This window comes from Thalassobacter stenotrophicus, assembly GCF_001458315.1.
Taxonomy (GTDB): domain Bacteria; phylum Pseudomonadota; class Alphaproteobacteria; order Rhodobacterales; family Rhodobacteraceae; genus Thalassobacter; species Thalassobacter stenotrophicus.
Window position 1 is genome coordinate 501,330 of the sequence record NZ_CYRX01000031.1, and the last position, 18,309, is coordinate 519,638.

The 18,309-nt window shown below is 59.1% G+C and carries 19 protein-coding genes; 11 read left to right on the forward strand and 8 right to left on the reverse strand.

Annotated elements, in window-relative coordinates; translation table 11 throughout:
- The 7 genes from THS5294_RS13030 (at position 1) to THS5294_RS13060 (ending at position 7,075) form a co-directional block, all read left to right on the forward strand.
- On the forward strand, positions 1 to 1,314 hold the full coding sequence (locus THS5294_RS13030; RefSeq protein ID WP_038006884.1) for an ABC transporter substrate-binding protein: 1,314 nt from the start codon (positions 1 to 3) through the stop codon (positions 1,312 to 1,314).
- Positions 1,315 to 1,430: 116 nt separating this feature from the next.
- On the forward strand, positions 1,431 to 2,309 hold the full coding sequence (locus THS5294_RS13035) for a carbohydrate ABC transporter permease (RefSeq protein ID WP_058124103.1): 879 nt from the start codon (positions 1,431 to 1,433) through the stop codon (positions 2,307 to 2,309).
- Between the two features lie 12 nt (positions 2,310 to 2,321).
- Positions 2,322 to 3,152, forward strand: a complete 831-nt coding sequence (locus THS5294_RS13040) for a carbohydrate ABC transporter permease (RefSeq protein ID WP_038006878.1) — start codon at positions 2,322 to 2,324, stop codon at positions 3,150 to 3,152.
- A gap of 12 nt (positions 3,153 to 3,164) precedes the next feature.
- Positions 3,165 to 4,172: an ABC transporter ATP-binding protein gene (locus tag THS5294_RS13045; protein WP_058124104.1), complete on the forward strand. Its 1,008-nt coding sequence runs from the start codon at positions 3,165 to 3,167 to the stop codon at positions 4,170 to 4,172.
- The gene (locus THS5294_RS13050; protein ID WP_058124105.1) at positions 4,169 to 4,933 is read left to right on the forward strand and encodes an L-iditol 2-dehydrogenase; all 765 of its coding nucleotides are present in this window, start codon (positions 4,169 to 4,171) and stop codon (positions 4,931 to 4,933) included. The genes THS5294_RS13045 and THS5294_RS13050 overlap by 4 nt, the downstream gene beginning before the upstream one ends.
- Positions 4,933 to 6,429 carry a mannitol dehydrogenase family protein gene (locus tag THS5294_RS13055; protein ID WP_058124106.1) on the forward strand — a complete coding sequence of 499 codons (1,497 nt, stop codon included), beginning with the start codon at positions 4,933 to 4,935 and terminating at the stop codon, positions 6,427 to 6,429. Before THS5294_RS13050 ends, THS5294_RS13055 begins: the two co-directional genes overlap by 1 nt.
- 31 nt (positions 6,430 to 6,460) lie before the next feature.
- On the forward strand, positions 6,461 to 7,075 hold the full coding sequence (locus THS5294_RS13060; RefSeq protein ID WP_058124107.1) for a nucleoside/nucleotide kinase family protein: 615 nt from the start codon (positions 6,461 to 6,463) through the stop codon (positions 7,073 to 7,075).
- Here the strand turns inward: THS5294_RS13060 and THS5294_RS13065 are convergent.
- The 5 genes from THS5294_RS13065 to THS5294_RS13085 form a co-directional block, all read right to left on the reverse strand.
- Entirely contained in the window at positions 7,067 to 8,011 is a 945-nt protein-coding gene (locus THS5294_RS13065; protein ID WP_082645025.1) for a hypothetical protein, read from the reverse strand. The two genes, THS5294_RS13060 and THS5294_RS13065, sit on opposite strands and share 9 nt — an antisense overlap.
- 3 nt (positions 8,012 to 8,014) lie before the next feature.
- Positions 8,015 to 9,322 (reverse strand): TRAP transporter large permease, encoded by a 1,308-nt coding sequence (locus THS5294_RS13070; RefSeq protein ID WP_038006865.1) that lies wholly within the window; start codon positions 9,320 to 9,322, stop codon positions 8,015 to 8,017.
- A gap of 4 nt (positions 9,323 to 9,326) precedes the next feature.
- The gene (locus THS5294_RS13075; RefSeq protein ID WP_038006862.1) at positions 9,327 to 9,863 is read right to left on the reverse strand and encodes a TRAP transporter small permease; all 537 of its coding nucleotides are present in this window, start codon (positions 9,861 to 9,863) and stop codon (positions 9,327 to 9,329) included.
- Between the two features lie 72 nt (positions 9,864 to 9,935).
- Complete coding sequence (locus THS5294_RS13080; RefSeq protein WP_058124108.1) at positions 9,936 to 10,913, reverse strand: TRAP transporter substrate-binding protein; 978 nt, start codon at positions 10,911 to 10,913, stop codon at positions 9,936 to 9,938.
- Between the two features lie 45 nt (positions 10,914 to 10,958).
- The gene (locus tag THS5294_RS13085; protein ID WP_058124109.1) at positions 10,959 to 12,200 is read right to left on the reverse strand and encodes an NAD(P)/FAD-dependent oxidoreductase; all 1,242 of its coding nucleotides are present in this window, start codon (positions 12,198 to 12,200) and stop codon (positions 10,959 to 10,961) included.
- A gap of 113 nt (positions 12,201 to 12,313) precedes the next feature.
- On the opposite strand from THS5294_RS13085, the gene THS5294_RS13090 reads away from it, so the two are divergent.
- Genes THS5294_RS13090 through THS5294_RS13105 form a run of 4 tightly spaced genes read left to right on the forward strand, consistent with a single transcriptional unit; the run spans position 12,314 to position 16,624 of the window.
- Entirely contained in the window at positions 12,314 to 13,015 is a 702-nt protein-coding gene (locus THS5294_RS13090; RefSeq protein ID WP_233486478.1) for a GntR family transcriptional regulator, read from the forward strand.
- Positions 13,012 to 13,758 carry an aspartate/glutamate racemase family protein gene (locus THS5294_RS13095; protein ID WP_058124110.1) on the forward strand — a complete coding sequence of 249 codons (747 nt, stop codon included), beginning with the start codon at positions 13,012 to 13,014 and terminating at the stop codon, positions 13,756 to 13,758. Before THS5294_RS13090 ends, THS5294_RS13095 begins: the two co-directional genes overlap by 4 nt.
- Positions 13,755 to 14,888, forward strand: coding sequence for a mandelate racemase/muconate lactonizing enzyme family protein (locus THS5294_RS13100; protein WP_058124111.1), 1,134 nt, complete (start codon positions 13,755 to 13,757; stop codon positions 14,886 to 14,888). The genes THS5294_RS13095 and THS5294_RS13100 overlap by 4 nt, the downstream gene beginning before the upstream one ends.
- On the forward strand, positions 14,888 to 16,624 hold the full coding sequence (locus THS5294_RS13105; RefSeq protein ID WP_058124112.1) for a thiamine pyrophosphate-binding protein: 1,737 nt from the start codon (positions 14,888 to 14,890) through the stop codon (positions 16,622 to 16,624). Before THS5294_RS13100 ends, THS5294_RS13105 begins: the two co-directional genes overlap by 1 nt.
- A gap of 6 nt (positions 16,625 to 16,630) precedes the next feature.
- Here THS5294_RS13105 and THS5294_RS13110 read toward each other — a convergent pair whose 3' ends face one another.
- Genes THS5294_RS13110 through THS5294_RS13120 form a run of 3 tightly spaced genes read right to left on the reverse strand, consistent with a single transcriptional unit; the run spans position 16,631 to position 18,267 of the window.
- Positions 16,631 to 17,278, reverse strand: a complete 648-nt coding sequence (locus tag THS5294_RS13110) for an SOS response-associated peptidase (RefSeq protein ID WP_058124113.1) — start codon at positions 17,276 to 17,278, stop codon at positions 16,631 to 16,633.
- 3 nt (positions 17,279 to 17,281) lie between these two features.
- Positions 17,282 to 17,986 carry an SGNH/GDSL hydrolase family protein gene (locus tag THS5294_RS13115; protein ID WP_058124114.1) on the reverse strand — a complete coding sequence of 235 codons (705 nt, stop codon included), beginning with the start codon at positions 17,984 to 17,986 and terminating at the stop codon, positions 17,282 to 17,284.
- Positions 17,983 to 18,267, reverse strand: coding sequence for an SGNH/GDSL hydrolase family protein (locus THS5294_RS13120; protein ID WP_058124115.1), 285 nt, complete (start codon positions 18,265 to 18,267; stop codon positions 17,983 to 17,985). Before THS5294_RS13120 ends, THS5294_RS13115 begins: the two co-directional genes overlap by 4 nt.
- Between the last annotated feature and the right edge of the window lie 42 nt (positions 18,268 to 18,309).

The window sequence follows — 18,309 nt, forward strand, 5'->3', positions numbered from 1 at the left end:
ATGTCTATTAAGAGCGCACTTTGTGCGGCAACGGCATTTACGCTGGTAACAGCTGGCGGTGCATTTGCAGACGGCCATTCCGCAACGATCACCATCGCGACCGTGAACAACGGCGATATGATCCGCATGCAGGGCTACACCGACACATTCACCGAACAGACCGGCATCGCGGTTGAGTGGGTGACACTCGAAGAAAACGTACTGCGCCAGCGCGTGACAACGGACATCACCACCAAGGGTGGCGCGTTCGACATCATGACTATCGGCATGTACGAAACACCCATCTGGGGCGCAAACGGCTGGCTCGTGCCGCTGAACGACCTGTCCGCTGAGTACGACGCAGCCGACATTCTGCCCGCAATGGCCGGTGGTCTTTCCCACGACGGTACATTGTTCGCAGCGCCTTTCTATGGCGAAAGCTCGATGGTCATGTACCGCACAGACCTGATGGAAAAAGCCGGTCTGGAAATGCCCGACGCCCCATCATGGAGCTTTATCGCTAAAGCCGCACGTGCCATGACGGATCGTGAAAACGACATCAACGGTATCTGCCTCCGCGGCAAAGCCGGTTGGGGTGAAGGCGGCGCGTTCATCACAGCAATGTCCAACTCCTTTGGCGCACGCTGGTTTGACGAAGAGTGGAATGCACAGTTCGACACACGTGAGTGGTCCGACACCCTGAACTTCTACAAGAACATGATGGACGACGCTGGTCCCGAAGGTTTCGCAACCAACGGCTTCAACGAAAACCTGTCGCTGTTCAACCAAGGCAAATGCGGCATGTGGATTGACGCCACTGTTGCTGCGTCCTTCGTGACGGGCGACGACTCGACTGTTGCGGACTCCGTAGGCTTTGCGCTTGCACCCGACAACGGCATGGGCAAACGCTCCAACTGGTTGTGGGCATGGGCGCTGGCCGTTCCCGCTGGCACCCAGCAAGAAGCAGAAGCCAAGCAGTTCATCGAGTGGGCCACATCCAAGGACTACATCGAACTGGTTGCTGCAAACGAAGGTTGGGCAAACGTTCCTCCCGGTGCGCGTACATCGCTGTACGAAAACGCCAACTACCAAGCGGTCCCTTTCGCCCAGATGACACTGGACTCGATCCTATCGGCTGATCCGAACAACTCGACCGTGGACCCCTCCCCCTACGTTGGCATTCAGTTCGCAGCGATCCCCGAGTTCGCCGGTATCGCAACTGAAGTGAGCCAAGAGTTCTCCGCGGCCTACGCTGGACAGCAGTCCATCGAAGAAGCCCTGGAAAAAGCTCAGGCAATCACGAACGAAGCTATGGAAGCCGCTGGCTACCGCTAAGCGACTTATACCAGAGGGCGGGCCACGCGCTTGCCCTCTGGACACTCTCTCTCCTCTTCCTTTTTTCTATTTTATGCACTCCTGCGGCTCGTCCGCTAACGATCGAGGTATAACCAATGGCCACCAAAGCATCCCGATCCGCCGCCCGCGTTATGATGGCGCCCGCCGTGGTCCTGCTCTTGGGCTGGATGTTGGTGCCCTTGATTATGACCCTGTGGTTCTCATTTACCAAGTACCTGCCCCTGCGCGGCGACAGCATTGAGCGCGGTCTCGATTGGGTCGGTTTTTCGAACTACAGCCGCTTTATTTCCTCTAACGCCTTTTGGCCCAGCGTTCAGACCACGCTCATTATGGTGGGCGGCGTGCTGCTGATCACTGTGGTTCTGGGCGTGCTGCTGGCCATGCTGCTGGACCAGCCCCTCTGGGGCCAAGGCGTTGTCCGCATCCTTGTGATCGCACCGTTCTTTGTGATGCCCACCGTGTCTGCGCTGGTGTGGAAAAACATGCTGATGGACCCTGTGAACGGCATCTTCTCGCACCTGTGGCGCTTTTTCGGGGCGGAACCCGTGGCATGGCTACAGGATGCCTCTCTTACATCGATCATTATGATCGCGTCATGGCAGTGGCTGCCCTTTGCCACGCTGATCCTGCTGACAGCGATCCAATCGCTTGACAGCGAGCAGCTTGAGGCCGCCGAAATGGACGGCGCCCCTGCCCTGAAACGCTTTTGGTTTATCGTGCTGCCCCACCTTGGCCGCGCCATCACCATCGTCATCCTGATCCAAACGATCTTTTTGTTGTCGATCTTTGCAGAGATCTTCGTCACCACCGGCGGCGCCTTTGGCACCCGCACCCTGACCTACCTGATTTTCCAGCGTGTCATCGACAGCCAGAACATCGGGCTTGGCTCTGCGGGCGGTGTCTACGCCATCATCCTTGCCAACATCGTTGCCATCTTCTTGATGCGCATCGTCGGCAAGAACCTGGACGCTTGAGGGGCTACGCACATGGCACGCGCTGTAACAACCAACCGCAAGATCATCACGACCGCCGTCGCATGGACGATTGCACTGATCCTGTTCTTTCCAATCTTTTGGACCATCTTGACCAGCTTCAAGACCGAGGCACAGGCGATCAACGACCCGCCCTTGTTCTTCAACTTTGACTGGACGCTCGAAAACTACGCCGTAGTGCAGGAACGTTCTGACTACATGAAGTTCCTGTGGAACTCGATCATCATCGCGGGTGGCTCGACCATCCTCGGCATCCTGATCGCGATCCCTGCGGCATGGTCCATGGCGTTCGTACCCTCAGTCCGGACCAAAGACATCCTGCTGTGGATGCTCTCGACCAAGATGTTGCCTGCGGTAGGTGTGCTTTACCCGATCTCGCTGATCTTTGTGGAGTTCAATCTGCTGGACACGCGCCTTGGCCTGATCGTGGTCCTGATGCTAATCAACCTGCCGATCATCGTCTGGATGCTCTACACATACTTCCGCGAAATACCGGGTGAGATCCTGGAAGCGGCCCGTATGGACGGCGCAACCCTGCGCGATGAGATCCTCTATGTGCTGACGCCAATGGCGGTCCCCGGCATCGCCTCAACGCTGCTCCTGAACTTCATCCTCGCTTGGAACGAAGCTTTCTGGACACTCAACCTAACAGCGGCCAACGCGGCCCCTCTGACAGCCTTTATCGCAAGCTACTCCAGCCCCGAGGGCCTGTTCTTCGCCAAGCTTAGCGCGGCATCCACGATGGCCATTGCGCCAATCCTCATCCTTGGCTGGTTCAGCCAGAAACAACTTGTCCGAGGCCTGACCTTCGGCGCGGTGAAATAAGGAACCCGAACGATGGGACAGATTGAACTTAAACAGGTTACCAAAAGCTTTGGCGACGTTCAGGTCATTCCACCTTTGGACCTGACCATCCATGACGGTGAATTCACCGTCTTTGTCGGCCCCTCGGGTTGTGGTAAATCCACCCTACTGCGGCTGATTGCAGGGCTGGAGGATATCACCACCGGCCACATCGAAATCGATGGCAAGGACGCGACTGCCCTCGTTCCCGCCAAACGCGGTCTGGCGATGGTGTTCCAATCCTATGCGCTTTACCCGCACATGTCGGTGCGCAAGAACATCGCCTTTCCGCTGCGGATGGCCAAGATGGACAGCGCAGAGATCGACAAACGCGTGAATGCCGCGGCAAGCGTTCTGAACCTGACGGACTATCTTGATCGCCGCCCCGGACAGCTGTCCGGTGGTCAGCGTCAGCGGGTCGCCATTGGCCGCGCCATTGTGCGTGAGCCCGCAGCCTTCTTGTTTGATGAGCCGCTGTCTAACCTTGATGCCGCGCTGCGCGTCGGTATGCGCCTCGAAATCTCAGAGCTGCACAAACGGCTTGAGACGACGATGGTTTATGTGACCCACGATCAGGTCGAAGCCATGACCATGGCCGACAAGATCGTCGTATTGCAGGCCGGTGTGATCGAACAGGTCGGCACTCCGCTTGAGCTGTACCGTGCGCCACGCAACACATTTGTTGCGGGCTTCATTGGCTCACCCCGGATGAACCTGATCGAAGGCCCCGAGGCCGCCAAGCACGACGCCGCGACTATTGGCGTCCGCCCCGAACATATCGACGTTGTCGAAAGCGGTGGCCAATGGCAGGGCACCGTTGGCGTGGCCGAGCATCTTGGCTCCGACACCTTCTTTCACATCCACAACACCGGCCTTGCAGAAACACTGACCGTGCGCGCCATCGGCGACGTGAGCCTGCAACATGGTGACACGATCCACCTGAACCCACGTGCCGACGAAATCCACCGGTTCGACGCTCAGGGCCTGCGGATTGCGAAATGAGGCTAAAGGGTAAAACCGCGCTGATTACCGGTGCCGCACGCGGCATCGGTGAAGCCTTTGCCCGGGCCTATATTGCCGAAGGCGCGCATGTGTGTATCGCCGATATCAACATCGAACGCGCCCGTGAAACGGCCAATGCTATCGGCGCAATCGCGATCCAAATGGATGTCGCAGACCAAACCAGCATCGATGCAGGTGTCGCCGAGGCCATCGCCCAGATGGGCCATATCGACATCCTTGTGAATAACGCGGCCCTCTTTTCCGCCGCCCCCATGATCGAGATTGAGCGCGCCGATTTTGCCCGCATCTTTGACATCAACGTTGCGGGCACCCTGTTCACGATGCAGGCCGTGGCCAAACACATGATTGCGCGCGGTAACGGCGGCAAGATCATCAACATGGCCAGCCAAGCCGGTCGCCGCGGCGAGCCATTGGTCGCGGTCTACTGCGCAAGCAAGGCTGCCGTGATTTCGCTGACGCAATCGGCGGGCCTGAACCTGATCGAACACGGGATCAATGTAAACGCCATCGCACCCGGTGTGGTCGATGGAGAACACTGGGATGGCGTGGACGCCTTTTTCGCCAAACACGAGGGCAAAGCCCCTGGCCAGAAAAAGGCCGAAGTGGCCGCCGCTGTGCCCTTTGGCCGGATGGGCCGGGCCGAGGATCTTACTGGTATGGCCGTCTTTCTGGCCTCCCCTGACGCAGATTATGTCGTTGCACAGACTTACAATGTCGACGGCGGGAATTGGATGAGCTGATGAATACGCAAAACCTGCGCAGCACGCGGACCAAGCTGTCGAATGCCACATTGGGCGCGTTGCCTAAGTATATCGTAACGCCTCGTTACGACCGCACGGCCCTGACCCCCGGCATCGTCCACATTGGTGTAGGCAACTTTCACCGGGCGCATCAGGCGTGGTATCTGCACCGCTTGATGCAAGCGGGTGACGCACTGGATTGGGCCATCGTCGGCGCAGGTGTCCGCCCCTTTGATGAAGCACAACGCCAAAAGCTTGCACAGCAAGACTACATGACCACGTTGGTCGAATTGTCCCCCGATGGACGCTCAGCCGAAGTCGTCGGATCAATGATCGACTACTTGCCGATTGAGCCGGGCAATGGTCCACTGATCGCACGCATGGCGCAACGCGATATCCGTATCGTGGCCCTCACGGTGACCGAAGGCGGGTACTACATCGATCCGGTGACCAAAGCGTTTGACGCTCAACATCCCGACATGATCCATGATGCAGCCAACCCCAACACGCCGAAAACAGCATTCGGTGCAATGGTTGCGGCCCTACGCGCACGGCGCGACGCGGACCTTGGCCCCTTTACCGGGATGAGCTGTGACAACCTACAAGGCAACGGCGAAATCTTGCGCCAAACGGTCGTATCGCTGGCCCGGATGTCCGACCCGGTGCTGGCCGAATGGATCAATGATGCCTGCACCTTTCCCAACTCGATGGTGGATTGCATCGTGCCCGCCACAGGCCCCCAAGAGTTGGAGCTGATCCAGACCTTTGGCGTGGATGATACGGTGCCCGTGACCCATGAGAACTTTCGCCAATGGGTGATCGAAGATGCCTTTTGCGCGGGCCGCCCCGCGTGGGACAAGGCTGGCGCGACATTCACCGACGCCGTCCATGATTTTGAGGCTATGAAAATCCGCATCCTCAACGGTGGGCACCAGATTATTGCGGGCGCTGGTGAGATGCTCTCGCTCAAGACAATCGCGGATTGCATGGGAAATGACAGCGTCGCGGCTCTGTTGTCCAAGGTCACCCATACTGAGATCGTGCCCTTGGTCAAAGCCGTCCCAGGCATGACGCCCGACGCCTACACCGATCTCATTGCGCGCCGGTTCTCAAACCCCGAAATTGTGGATACGACCCGGCGCGTGGCTTTTGACGGGGCCTCCCGCCAGCCCGGCTTTATTGTGCCGACCATCCGTGACGGTCTGGCAGCTGGCACGCCGGTTGAGGGGCTCGCACTTGTGTCCGCCGTATGGGCGCGCATGTGCGAAGGCACCCGCGAAGACGGCAGCACGATTGAGCCAAACGATCCCTTCTGGGACGATCTGAACACGGTGGCAAAAGCCGCCAAGACCGACCCAAAGGCGTGGCTGGCGCAAAAACAGTACTACAACGACCTTGCGTCCGAGCCACGGTTCGCGACCGCATTCTGCGAATGGCTTGAGATGATCTGGCGTGACGGGTTGGAACGCACTATCGCCGCATATCTCGCGCGCTAGGCTTGCGAATTTTGTCTAAACGAGCGCCCAGATGACCCAGATCACGCCTGAGATACTGGTCCAAAGGATCAAGACCCTGAGCGGGCAAGGCCGCAAGCTAATCGCAATTGCTGGCGCGCCCGGTTCTGGCAAATCGACTTTGGCAGAGGATTTGGCACATCAGCTTGGCCCAACCGCCGCCGTGATGCCGATGGACGGGTTCCACCTCGACAACGACACCCTGCACGCCATGGACCTGTTCCACCGCAAAGGCGCGCCCGAGACGTTTGACGCCGACGGTTTTGTCGCCCTCATCAAACGGTTGCGCGGTGAGGACACCGTGCCCTACCCCACATTTGATCGCGACGCCGACCGGACCGTCCGCGACGGCGGGCAGATCAACGAGACCACGCGCATTGTGCTGGTTGAGGGCAATTACCTTTTGCTGAACCAATCCCCTTGGGACAGTCTTGCGGGGTTATTCGACATGACCGTGCGGTTGGTCGTAGATCATGAAACCCTCGCCGCCCGGCTGATCACACGCTGGATTGACCACGGCCTCAACCCAGAAAATGCGCGGGACCGAGCACTTGGCAATGACATGGTCAACGTGCGCTATGTCGATGCCCATTCCTTTGACCCCGATTACGTGATCCGCTCAAGCTGAGGCGGTGCGGCGCTGCAATCGCGACAGCAGGACCGGGGTCAGATACATCGGAATTTGATAGCATCCGACGAAGATCATCAACGGTGCCGCGACCTCTTCCGGTAGGACAATCAAGAACAGCGCGATGTTGCGATTGCCTGCATAGATCGCAGTTGGCACGGGGATGTCCCAGTTGCGCGCCTGCGATAGGCGCACCGTGACCACCACCAGCACGATATTGATGGCCAGCGCCGCCAACAGCCAGCCCACCAAGGCCAATGGATCGGTACGCAACAGTGGACCAATCGCGCTCATCAATCCAACAACCACGATGGCCAGCAAAAGGGCGGCGCAGCCGTCCAACGCGCCTTGGGGCCGCGGTGCCGACAAGGCTGGAAAGGCACGGCGCACACCGAACCCTGTGCCCACGGCACATAGGATCGCGACCAACAACCCAAACGACAAGCGAAGCGCGCTCAGCGCGCCGCCGCCCGCGGGATCAAGGATCAACAAGACCGGCAAAGCCGTCAGCGGGAAAAGTGCTGTGCCCAGCACCAACAGCCGCATCCCTGGCGCAGGGTCTTGGCCCATCATGATCGCAAAGTTTGGCGCCCCAGTCAGCGACGGTGCCGCTAGCATCAGGCACACCGCCAAGGCGATCGGCCAATGCAGCAGCCCGAATACTCCAAGCACACCCACCACCACCAAGGGCAGGCCCGTTTGCAGCAGACCAATGCGGATCAGTGCGGGACGCAGATCATCCAGATGCCCAAGCGCCTGACGCGCCCCGACCCGGATGCCCGTCACACACAGCAAAAGCGCGATGAGTGGCCCAACCCACGGACGCAATGCCTGTGACAGGGCCGGAACAAACAGCCCCACCAACAGGCCCGCAATCAGGCAATAGCGCCCGTGGCGTGCGATCCAGATGAGGCAGCCCACCAAGAAACGCGGCACCCTCTAGGGGGCCTGTCGCATGTTTTCAGGCAACCACATCGCGATGTCTGGGAACCAGATCAAGACAAAGCACATCAGGACCATAATCAAGAACATCGGGAACGCCGCTCGGGTGATATAGCCCATCTCATGCTCCGTCATGCCCTGTAGCACAAACAGGTTGAACCCAATGGGCGGCGTGATTTGCGCCATCTCAACCACGACAACCACAAAGATGCCGAACCAGATGAGGTCAATGCCGGCCTCACGGACCATAGGCTCCACCACGGCCATGGTCAGGACCACCGATGAAATGCCATCAAGGAACATGCCGAGGATGATGTAAAACACCATTAGGATCATCAGGAGTTCAAACCGCGATAGCTCCATTGTGGCGATCCCATCAGCCAGCGCGCGCGGTAGACCTGTGAACCCCATCGCAAGCTTTAGGAATGCCGCCCCTGCAAGGATCAGCGCGATCATGGCGGATGTCCGCGTGGCACCCATCAAGCTCTCGGAGAACGTGCTCCAATTAAGGGACCCCTGCCCGGCAGCCAGAACCAACGAGCCGATCACACCGATGGCCGCCGCCTCTGTCGCTGTGGCAAGGCCCGCGTACATCGACCCAATCACCACAAAGATCAGCAGCAAGACCGGGATCAAGAACCGCGAATTCGCGAGCTTTTGAACAAAGGACATGCCGGTTTCTTGCTTAGGTGCCCAATTGGGCGACAGCCATGAATAGACCGCGACATAGCCCATGAACATCAAGGCCAGACACAGGCCCGGAAAGACGCCCGCAAAGAACAGCTGCGTGATGGATTCGTTCACGGTCACACCGTAAACGATCAACGCCAGTGACGGCGGGATCATCAGGCCCAACGTGGCCGCCCCCGCCAGCGTACCGATGATCATCGCCTCCGGGTAGTTACGCGAACGTAGCTCTGGGATGGACATCTTGCCCACCGTCGTCAGCGTCGCCGCAGACGAGCCAGACACGGCGGCAAAGACCGTGCAGCCCACGATATTGGTGTGCACCAACCCACCGGGCAGCCGCGCCAACCAAGGCGAAAGGCCCCGAAACATGTCCTCGGACAGGCGGGTGCGGAACAGGATTTCACCCATCCAAATGAACAGCGGCAGCGCCGTCAGTGTCCAGCTAGAGGATGACGCCCAAATGGTGGTGATCATGGTGTCGCCCACAGGACGGCTGGTGAACAGCTCCATCCCGACCCAAGCGACGCCCATCAGGGCAAGGCCAACCCAGACGCCCGACCCCAACAACAGGAACAAAACGAAAAGGAACAGCGCGATTGCATAGAGTTCGTCCATCGGGCTACTCCGCGAAACTTTGATCGACGAGATCGCGCTTAATGCGGTGATCCCCTCGGAAGATGACGTGAACAAGGTGATCCGTAAGCGAAATGGCCAAAATGCCTCCGCCGATCACCATGACGGATTGCGGTATCCAAAGGGGCGTGGCGTCCTGCGCTTGGCTGACCTCATTGAATTTCCACGACCAAAACGTGAACCAATAGGCATAGTAGGTGAAGTACCACATCACCGCGCTCGCGATGCCAAAGCACCAGACCTCAAGCCAGCGGCGCGCGGCTTTTGGCAGCGCATTCAACACCAGCGACACGCGGATATGCGACCCACGGTTCAGCGCATTGGCAAAAGCAAAAAAGCTCGCGGCGGCCATGGAATAGCCCGCGTAGTTCGCCGCGCCGGGAAAAATCTCACCGGTCCAGCGGGCGACCATTTGTGCGACAATAAGAAGGAGGATCGCAATCAGACACAGCGCGGCCAGAACTCCGGCGGCAAGGTACAGAAAGTCGAGCGTGCGGCGCAGGCCGCGTAGGGCAGCGGTCATGGTACTCTCTCGGGCGTTTGGGAAAGGAAACGGGCCAGTCTTGGTGTGGACTGGCCCGAGAAAGTAACGATCTTATTGCGCGTTGTAGGCGTCGAGGATCGCGGCACCGGTTTCACCGGCGGCCTCCAGCCATTCGGCGGCCATGATCTCACCGACCTTGCGCAGATCGCCCATCAGTTGGTCGCCTGCGGGCTGAACGCTCATGCCGCCAGCGGCCAGACCGGCCAACGTGAAGCCGGTGTATTCCTTGGCGCGCCATGTACCTGCGTACTCAGCCATCGAGGCACATGCGTTGATGACGTTTTTGTTCTGCTCGGACACGCCATCCCAGACGTCATTGTTGATCAGCATATAGTTGCGCGGCAACCATGCATCGACCGAGTAGAAGTGGCTCAGGCTTTCCCAGACCTTGCGGTCGTAGCCAGTTGCACCCGAGGACACCATGGATTCTGCCACACCTGTCGCAAAGGCTTGGCTGATCTCAGCGGCTTCAATCGAGACGGGCAGCATTTTGGTCAGCTCAGCCATACGCGCAGTTGCGTTGTTGTACGAGCGGAACTTGAGACCTTCCATGTCAGCGGCTGAGTTTACTTCTTTGTTGAAGTACAGACCCTGCGGTGGCCACGGAACCGAATACAGCATGGTCATGTTTTGCTCGGCCAAGAGCTCATTGAGGTGAGGTTTTGCCGCGGCATACAGTTTGTCATGCTCGTCAAACGACGACACGAGGAACGGCACGGAATCCCAGCCGAAAATCGCGCTTTCGTTTTGGTGGCCGGACAAAAGACGCTCACCCAGAGGGACTTGGCCCGTTTGAACGGCACGCTTGATGTCACCGCCTGCAAACAGCGAACCCGAGGGGTGTGTCGTGACTTCGATGTCGCCGCCTGTGCCGGTTGTCACACATTTCGCGAACTCAGCACCCGTTACAGAGTGGAAGTTTGAGCCGGAATAGGCCATGGGCAGGTCCCACTTTTCCTGCGCCATTGCAGGCATCGCCAGCATCGTGGTCGCCGCTAGAGCGGCGCATGTTTTTGAGATTTTCGTCATTGTAGTCTCCCGGTTATATCTTTTGTTTTTTGTGTCGTTGCAGTTTTAGCCAAAGCGCATTGGATCGAAAGCGGCCAAATCGCTATTTACCGGCTGGTCCGCAACAAGACCTGCAACGATCCTTCCTGTTTTGGGTCCGCCGGTCAATCCAATGTGGTGATGGCCAAAAGCCGTGTACACGCCAGAGCCGCGCACCTGCCCAATCAGGGGCAAACTGTCGGATGGCGCAGGCCGATGACCCAGCCATTCCACCTCGCCGGTGGCCTTTAGCCCCGGAAACGCGGATTTCGTGTATTTGCGCAAAAGATCGAGCGCAGATTTCGAGGCCCCCGCCTCTAACCCGCCAAATTCGACAACCCCAGCGCACCGCAGGCCCGCAGCCATCGGTGTGGCCACGAATTTACCACTCGCGACCATGATGGGGTGCGAAGGTCCGCCCGTCGCGTCCTCAAATATGATATGATAGCCGCGCTCCGTCTCAATCGGGATCGAAAGGCCTAGCTTTTTCATCAACGGCTTGGACCAAACGCCCGTGGCCAAAATGGCGCGATCACAGGGCATCGTGCCGGCGCTGGTTTGCACGGACGTGATCTTGTCGTCAGTCAGGTCGAAATCCTTGATCTCTGCTTGGATGATCTTGCCGCCCAGCGCCTCGAACACCTTGGCGAGCGCTTTGACGTAGCCGCCCGGGTCGCGGATGTAGCCGTGATCCTTCATGGTCGCCAAGAGGCCCACATCGGACGATAGGTTCGGCTCATATTCACGGACCTCGGCACCCTCTCGCAGTTCGGGCACAAAGCCCGCTTCATGGCGCAAGCCCCATGTGTAAGCGTCGCCCTCAAATGCGGCGCGGTTGGCGTAGGCAAAGGAATAGTCACAGTCGTTGACCCAATCCTGTGCGCCCGTATCCGCCACAAGCGATTTGTGCTGCGCCACTGTGTCGGCGACAATTTCTGTCAGCCCCTTTGAAATGCGGCGCGTGTCACTGTCGTTCGCGTTCGATAGGTATTTGAGCAGCCAAGGCACCAGCTTGGGAAAGTAGCCCCACTTTACGAACAGCGGAAAGTCTGGATTGGCCAGCATGCCCGGTGCCTTGCGTACAAGGCCGGGTGCGGTGACGGGCGCCACAGAACAGGCCGCCAGAACGCCAGCGTTACCGTGAGATGTGCCCTCTCCCGGCGCAAGCCGATCAATAATCGTGACCTCAGCTTGTCCCATGCGCCGCAGCCAGATTCCCGCAGAGACCCCAACGATCCCTGCTCCGGCTATAATCACGTGTTCGGGCATGCTGTTCTCCGGCTATCCAAATCGCATTCATTCCTGTATACAATTCAAGGCACAGCTTTGCATGCATTGCAAGGTTGAGACTATTTTTTCGACGCTACTAAAAACGAGACGCTTTGAAACCTTTAAATCAAAACACAGAAGACGCGGTCAGCGCGATCTATGCACAGCTGCGTGAAATGGCGGCCTCGTTTGCGTTCAAACCCGGCGAGCGGATCAACGAGTCCGCGCTATCACGCGCGCTTGGCGCAAGTCGCACCCCCCTGCGAGAGGCCTTGAATAGGTTAGTGGCCGAGGGTTTTGTGGATTTTCACGCAGGCCGAGGTTTCTTTTGCCGCGCCCTTTCTGAGACGCGTATCCAGCATTTGTATGATGCGAGGGTCGCGATCGAATGTGAGGCAGTCCGCCAAGCCACTCAGCGGGCGCGCCCCGCTGACCTGGATGCCATCGAATTGGCGCTGGATCAGTCGCACGACGAATATCAAACCTGCACCAATCCCATTCGCCTGATGGAACTGGATGAGGCATTTCACATGCAGTTAACTGCTCTTTCCGAAAACGCGGAATTGCAGAGCCTGCTCGCCACGATCTACGATAAAATCCGCTTTGTGCGCACTGCCGATTTGCGCCGCTTACAAGCCACAGGTCGATCCACAACGCACCGCCACAAACGTATCATCGCGGTAATGCGCACAGGTGACGGCATGGCCGCATCCGAAGCCATGCGCGCCCACATCCAAGACCGCGCCCAACATGCCGCCGAGGCTGTGCGCCTTGCATTTGCAGATATTTACGCCCCGAAGGAGGCCTCCGAATGACCACACGAGGTGGAAAAACCGTCTTTGGCGCGAGCGTCGGGATCTTGATGCTGAACACACGGTTTCCGCGCATCCCCGGCGATATTGGCAATGCCGCAACATGGCCGTTTCCGGTCCATTACAAGGTCATTCCTGCGGCCACGCCCGACAACGTTGTACGCGGGGATGCATCGCCCTTGCTTGGGGCCTTTATCGACGCCGGGCGCGAGCTGCTTGAGTTGGGCTGCGACGGGATCGCGACCAACTGCGGGTTCCTTGTGCCGTTTCAAACCGAGATGTCGCGCGCCCTTGGGGTGCCCGTGGCCTCATCCTCATTACTACAGGCGCCGTTGATCCGGATGTCCCTTCCTGCGGACCAAACGCTGGGTATTTTGACCATTTCGTCAGAAACCCTCACCACCGCCCATCTAGATGCCGCGGGCATCCCGCATGATACACCCGTCGGGGGCACAGGGGCTGGGTCGCACTTTACGACACGCGTGCTTGGAGATGCCGATGAGATCGATTTCGATCAGGCGCGCGCCGACAACGTCAATGCTGCCCTCCGCTTGGTCCATGACAACCCGAATATCGGCGCGATCTTGCTGGAATGCACAAACATGGTGCCCTACGCCGCCGATATCCGCCGCGCGACCGGGCGGCCGGTGTTCTCGATCTATACCTACCTTTTGTGGTTCCAAGCGGGTCTTTTGCCCCGCAGGTTCCCAACCCACCTAGATGACATCCCCTGGGCACCATCATGAGCGATCACCGTATCACCGAAATGCGCATACACTGCGTGTCGATCCCCGCACGCGCGGTGCACTCCCATGGTTCCGGTGATGTCGGTGGTATCAACGTGGCCTTGTGTGAACTGACGACCGACAGCGGCCTGACCGGTTGGGGCGAAGCCTCGCCTTGGCCCGTGTTCACCGGCACACAAGAGGGCGCAGCCGCGGCCCTGCACGTTCATTTCCGCCCTCTCGTGATCGGCCAGGACCCCGTCCTGGTCGAGCCGATCATGGCACAAGCCGAACGGGTGCTTGTCGGCCACCCAGAGGCAAAAGCCGCCCTTGAATGCGCCCTTTTGGACCTGACCGGACAAATCGCGGGCCTTCCCATCGCCGAGTTGTTGGGCGGGCGCGCGCGCGACAGCATGCCCCTCAGCTTTTCGATCGCTAACCCCGACTTTGACGCTGACCAAGCAGACGTCGCCCAAATCTGGGACAGTGGCGTGCGGATCTTCAAGCTCAAGACCGGGTTTGCGGACCATGCCTTTGACCTGATGCGGCTTGAAAAACTACGCGACACGTATGGCGATGCGATCCGGCTGCGGATCGATTACAATCAGGGCCTGCCCGCCTATGACGCCATTCGCCATATCCGCGACCTTGAGGCCTTTCGTCCAGAGTTCGTCGAGCAGCCCGTGCGGATGCACGAACGCGCCGCCCTTGCCGAGATTACCCGTGCTGTCGATGTGCCCATCATGGCCGATGAAAGCGTGTTCAACGTGCGCGATGCCCAACAGGCAACCGCTACGCGTATGACCGACATTATCTCGCTCAAGACCGCAAAATCCGGTGGCATCCGCCGTTGCCTTGAGATCGCGGCCATCGCCCGAACCGCTGGCATTGAGGTATACGGCGGCTGCATGTTCGAAACTTCGATCGCGCATATGGCGGGGGCACATTTGATGGCTGCGGTGCCCGACCTCACGCTGGGGTGTGAGTTCTACATGTCCACTTATTACGCTGAGACCGACATTGCCAAGACACCCTTCCCCGTGCGCGGCGGACATGTCCACCTGCCCAAAACCCCGGGCCTTGGCACAGCGCCCGACCCAGATGCCTTGGCCCGGTACCGCACCCGCCTTTTGAGCCACGGAGACAGCTAATGCCGATCACGCCCGAACCGATCCGAATGAATGGCGCCCGCGCGCTGTTGCATATGCTGCAACTTCACGGCGTGACCCATGTGTTCGGCCTTCCGGGCGAGACGACAATCGGCTGGTACAAGGAATGGCGCGCGCATTCGAATATTGAGTTCGTGTTGACCCGTGATGAACGCACGGCCTCTTATGCAGCCGAGGCCTACGCCAAAATCACCGGTCGGCCCTGTGTGCTAGAAGCCCCAAGCCCCGGCGTAACCCATTGCACGCCCGGTATTACCGAAGCGTTCCTCAGCTCAGTGCCTGTGATCTTTTTCAGCTCGGATATTCCGATCAATCAAGACAAAAAGCATGGCCTGACAGGAGTAGATCAGACTGCGTTGTACGACAGTATCTGCAAAGAATCTTTCGTCATCACCAACGTGGCCGAGATCCCATTTTTGCTGCGCCGCGCATTCCGCGTGGCCACATCTGGGCGGCCTGCTCCAGTGCATATTCGCGTGCCTATCAACATCTTTGATGAAGAGGCCGAGCTGCGCGATTTATATGCCGAACCAGAATACAGCCACTATCCGGCGCATCGGCCCGTCGCGGATCACGCCAAAATTCGCGCCGCCATCGACATTCTGTTGGCCGCCAAAAACCCCGCGATTGTCTGTGGCCAAGGCGGGCTGATTTCGGGGGCCACCGACGCCATCACCCAACTGGCCGAGCGGCTGCAAATTCCGGTGGGCACGACCACGCCGGGCAAGGGCACCATCCCCGAGGATCACCCCCTCGCACTCCGGGTCATCGGTGGGCGCGGCGGGATGGAATATTCCAATGACTACGTCCGCGATGCCGATACGATCTTTTTTATTGGCACAAACACCGACAGTGCCGCGACCGATCATTGGACGCTATACGGGGATGCGCATTCCAAGACCTTTGTGCATCTGGATATTGCAGAGGCGCATATCGGGAACAACTTCCCAGTGGATGTGGGCCTTGTGGGAGATGCGCGCGCAACGCTGGACTACATGCTCGAGATTTTGCGCACCGAATACCCAACCCCAAATCGCGCGCCCCTTGACCTGACGCGGATGAAACGGACCGCACTGGACAAGGTGTTCAACGCCAATATCCCAATGCCCGAAGGCACGATTTCGCCGGTCAAACTGTCCCAAGCGCTGGACGCGCTCATGCCAGACAACGCCATCGTCACATCTGAGCCGGGGGTGAGCGCGATCTACCCATCCGCGCTTTTGACCTTTCGCAAGGCCGGGCGGCGGTACATCACCAATTATTCCATGGGCGCGCTCGGATACGCGGTGCCTGCGGGTTTGGGGGCCGCTTACGCAGGCGACGGCCCGGTGATCTCGGTCACAGGCGACGGGTCACTCGGGTTCGTGCTGGGCGACATGGAGACGATCAAACGCTCCGGCAAGAACATCACCATCATACTGACGCGCAACGACAGTTTCGGTTGGATCAGGGGCGAAGCGATCCTGCTTGATGACGTCGACGCGCCTTGGTCAACAGATTTCGGCGCGGTGGATTATCTGAAGGTGGCCGAAGGGTTCGGATTTGAAACCGCGCGCATCACCTCTGAGGCTGAGATCACCCCGATCCTATCAGCAGCCATCGCCAACCCCGGCGCGAACTTCATTGAAATGCGTGTGCCCACACAGGATCAGATCGTGCCGTTTGTCCCCCGCTGGGTCCGGGCCGCGCGGGCCAAAAACCTGCCGCACTTTTACTAGGTCACTTCAGGCCTCTTCGATCAACTCAGGGCCCCGTGCGCGGTTTGAATTGACGGCGCGGTCCACAGCATGGCGGGCGATGCGCCCCTCTGGGGCTGCGTGCATCAAGCGCGCCGCACCGCGCCCGTCTTCGCCAAGCCATAGGGCCCAGTCGTTTGGGGCGACAGTGACCGGCTCGCGGTGATGGATATCCGCCATAGACGGTCCCGCCGCGCAGGAGACAATCGCACAGGTCACAAGGTCCTGCCATTCCTGCCAGATACCCGCAAAAACCATAGGGCTGCCGTCCGTGTTGTAGAAATAATGCGGCCAGCGAAGGCCTTCATCATCCTTGGTCCATTCATAAAAACCAGAAGCCGGGATAAGACAACGACGGGTGCGGCAGGCCTCCCGAAAGGCAGGTTTGGTCGCAATGGTCTCGGCCCGTGCATTAATCAAAAGCGGGCCATCGTTGGGTTGCTTGTACCACGCCGGGATAAACCCCCACCGCAACGCCCGCAGACGCCGCGACTGTCCATCGCTGACCACAGCCGCAACTGGATTGGTGGGGCAAACGTTATAATTGGGGACCTCGGGCAAATCATTGCCCAAGGTCGCGTTGAACAGATGCGCCATAGCATCATGGGACAGCGTATGTGCAAACCGCCCGCACATCACCTAGACCATGCGCCCGTTGCGCGCGGCACCCACTGCGCCCAGCGCGGCTAAGGCTGCAAGCAGGCTCCAAGCGCCAGCAGGCAGCGGCACGGGTGAAACCAGCAGAGAGCTTTGATTGGCCCCCTGACGGAAAGCATCCGCAATCAGGCTATGCGCCACGCCATTCGGGTGCACGCTGTCCCAAAACAAAAAGCGATCCGCCTGCCCGCCCGCGATACACGCGAGCGTCGACAGGCATGCGTCAGTCACGTTGGTGATCCCGGCCGCCCCCGGGTCAGCAAGCAACCCACCGCTGAGGGCGGCGAAATCAAACAGCCGCACATCGTTATACAGCGCGGGGTTGGCCACAAACTGCTGGGCCATGATCTCATTAAAAGCCGCGGTCGCATTGCGGGCGGTATTCGGGTCGCTATCGCCTTCGATCTGGACACGGGGTGTGACGGACACGTCGATGGAATTAACCAACACAAGGTCGCGCAGGCCAAGGGCCGCGAGTGTTTCCACCTGACCACGCACCGCACGGGCCGCAGTCCGGGCCAATTGCAGCGCATCGGGCTGTTTGGCCGCCGCAAACAGGTCATTGCCCCCAAAGAACAATACCCCCAATGGGCGCGGACCTAGCAGCGCAGCATTCGCTGTTTGGGTAAAGCCTTTGAACAGATCGACCTGAAAGGCCAAATCCGGCGAGGCATCCGCATCCGTCACGGCCTTTGCCCCCCAAACGCAAGGTTCAGCGAAAGCCGTCCCGCATTGGAAAAATCCTGCCCAACCTGATCGGCCCAAACGGCATCGTTTGAGAATTGGCCATTAAAGTACGGTGGCGGCGGGAACGTGCCGCCCGATTGGGCAAAGATGTTGCCCGTATCGCTGAGGCTGTCGCCCAGAATGACAAGACTGGAATAGGTGTTTGGCAACGTGGCAGCAGGGGCCGCCACAGTCCAAAGGGCCGCAATGGTGGCCACGAGCGTTTTGGTTTTTGAAAACATTGTCTCTCCTCCCAGAGAAAAAATGCGGCAGGGATGCCGCAC

What these genes read in the sequence shown, in the direction of transcription:
- THS5294_RS13060 (WP_058124107.1), top strand. Translation starts at nt 6,461, where the DNA reads ATGACCCAGATCACGCCTGAGATACTGGTCCAAAGGATCAAGACCCTG.
- THS5294_RS13030 (WP_038006884.1), top strand. Translation starts at nt 1, where the DNA reads ATGTCTATTAAGAGCGCACTTTGTGCGGCAACGGCATTTACGCTGGTA.
- THS5294_RS13035 (WP_058124103.1), top strand. Translation starts at nt 1,431, where the DNA reads ATGGCCACCAAAGCATCCCGATCCGCCGCCCGCGTTATGATGGCGCCC.
- THS5294_RS13085 (WP_058124109.1), bottom strand. Translation starts at nt 12,200, where the DNA reads ATGCCCGAACACGTGATTATAGCCGGAGCAGGGATCGTTGGGGTCTCT.
- THS5294_RS13110 (WP_058124113.1), bottom strand. Translation starts at nt 17,278, where the DNA reads ATGTGCGGGCGGTTTGCACATACGCTGTCCCATGATGCTATGGCGCAT.
- THS5294_RS13075 (WP_038006862.1), bottom strand. Translation starts at nt 9,863, where the DNA reads ATGACCGCTGCCCTACGCGGCCTGCGCCGCACGCTCGACTTTCTGTAC.
- THS5294_RS13070 (WP_038006865.1), bottom strand. Translation starts at nt 9,322, where the DNA reads ATGGACGAACTCTATGCAATCGCGCTGTTCCTTTTCGTTTTGTTCCTG.
- THS5294_RS13045 (WP_058124104.1), top strand. Translation starts at nt 3,165, where the DNA reads ATGGGACAGATTGAACTTAAACAGGTTACCAAAAGCTTTGGCGACGTT.
- THS5294_RS13080 (WP_058124108.1), bottom strand. Translation starts at nt 10,913, where the DNA reads ATGACGAAAATCTCAAAAACATGCGCCGCTCTAGCGGCGACCACGATG.
- THS5294_RS13095 (WP_058124110.1), top strand. Translation starts at nt 13,012, where the DNA reads ATGACCACACGAGGTGGAAAAACCGTCTTTGGCGCGAGCGTCGGGATC.
- THS5294_RS13120 (WP_058124115.1), bottom strand. Translation starts at nt 18,267, where the DNA reads ATGTTTTCAAAAACCAAAACGCTCGTGGCCACCATTGCGGCCCTTTGG.
- THS5294_RS13050 (WP_058124105.1), top strand. Translation starts at nt 4,169, where the DNA reads ATGAGGCTAAAGGGTAAAACCGCGCTGATTACCGGTGCCGCACGCGGC.
- THS5294_RS13105 (WP_058124112.1), top strand. Translation starts at nt 14,888, where the DNA reads ATGCCGATCACGCCCGAACCGATCCGAATGAATGGCGCCCGCGCGCTG.
- THS5294_RS13040 (WP_038006878.1), top strand. Translation starts at nt 2,322, where the DNA reads ATGGCACGCGCTGTAACAACCAACCGCAAGATCATCACGACCGCCGTC.
- THS5294_RS13055 (WP_058124106.1), top strand. Translation starts at nt 4,933, where the DNA reads ATGAATACGCAAAACCTGCGCAGCACGCGGACCAAGCTGTCGAATGCC.
- THS5294_RS13100 (WP_058124111.1), top strand. Translation starts at nt 13,755, where the DNA reads ATGAGCGATCACCGTATCACCGAAATGCGCATACACTGCGTGTCGATC.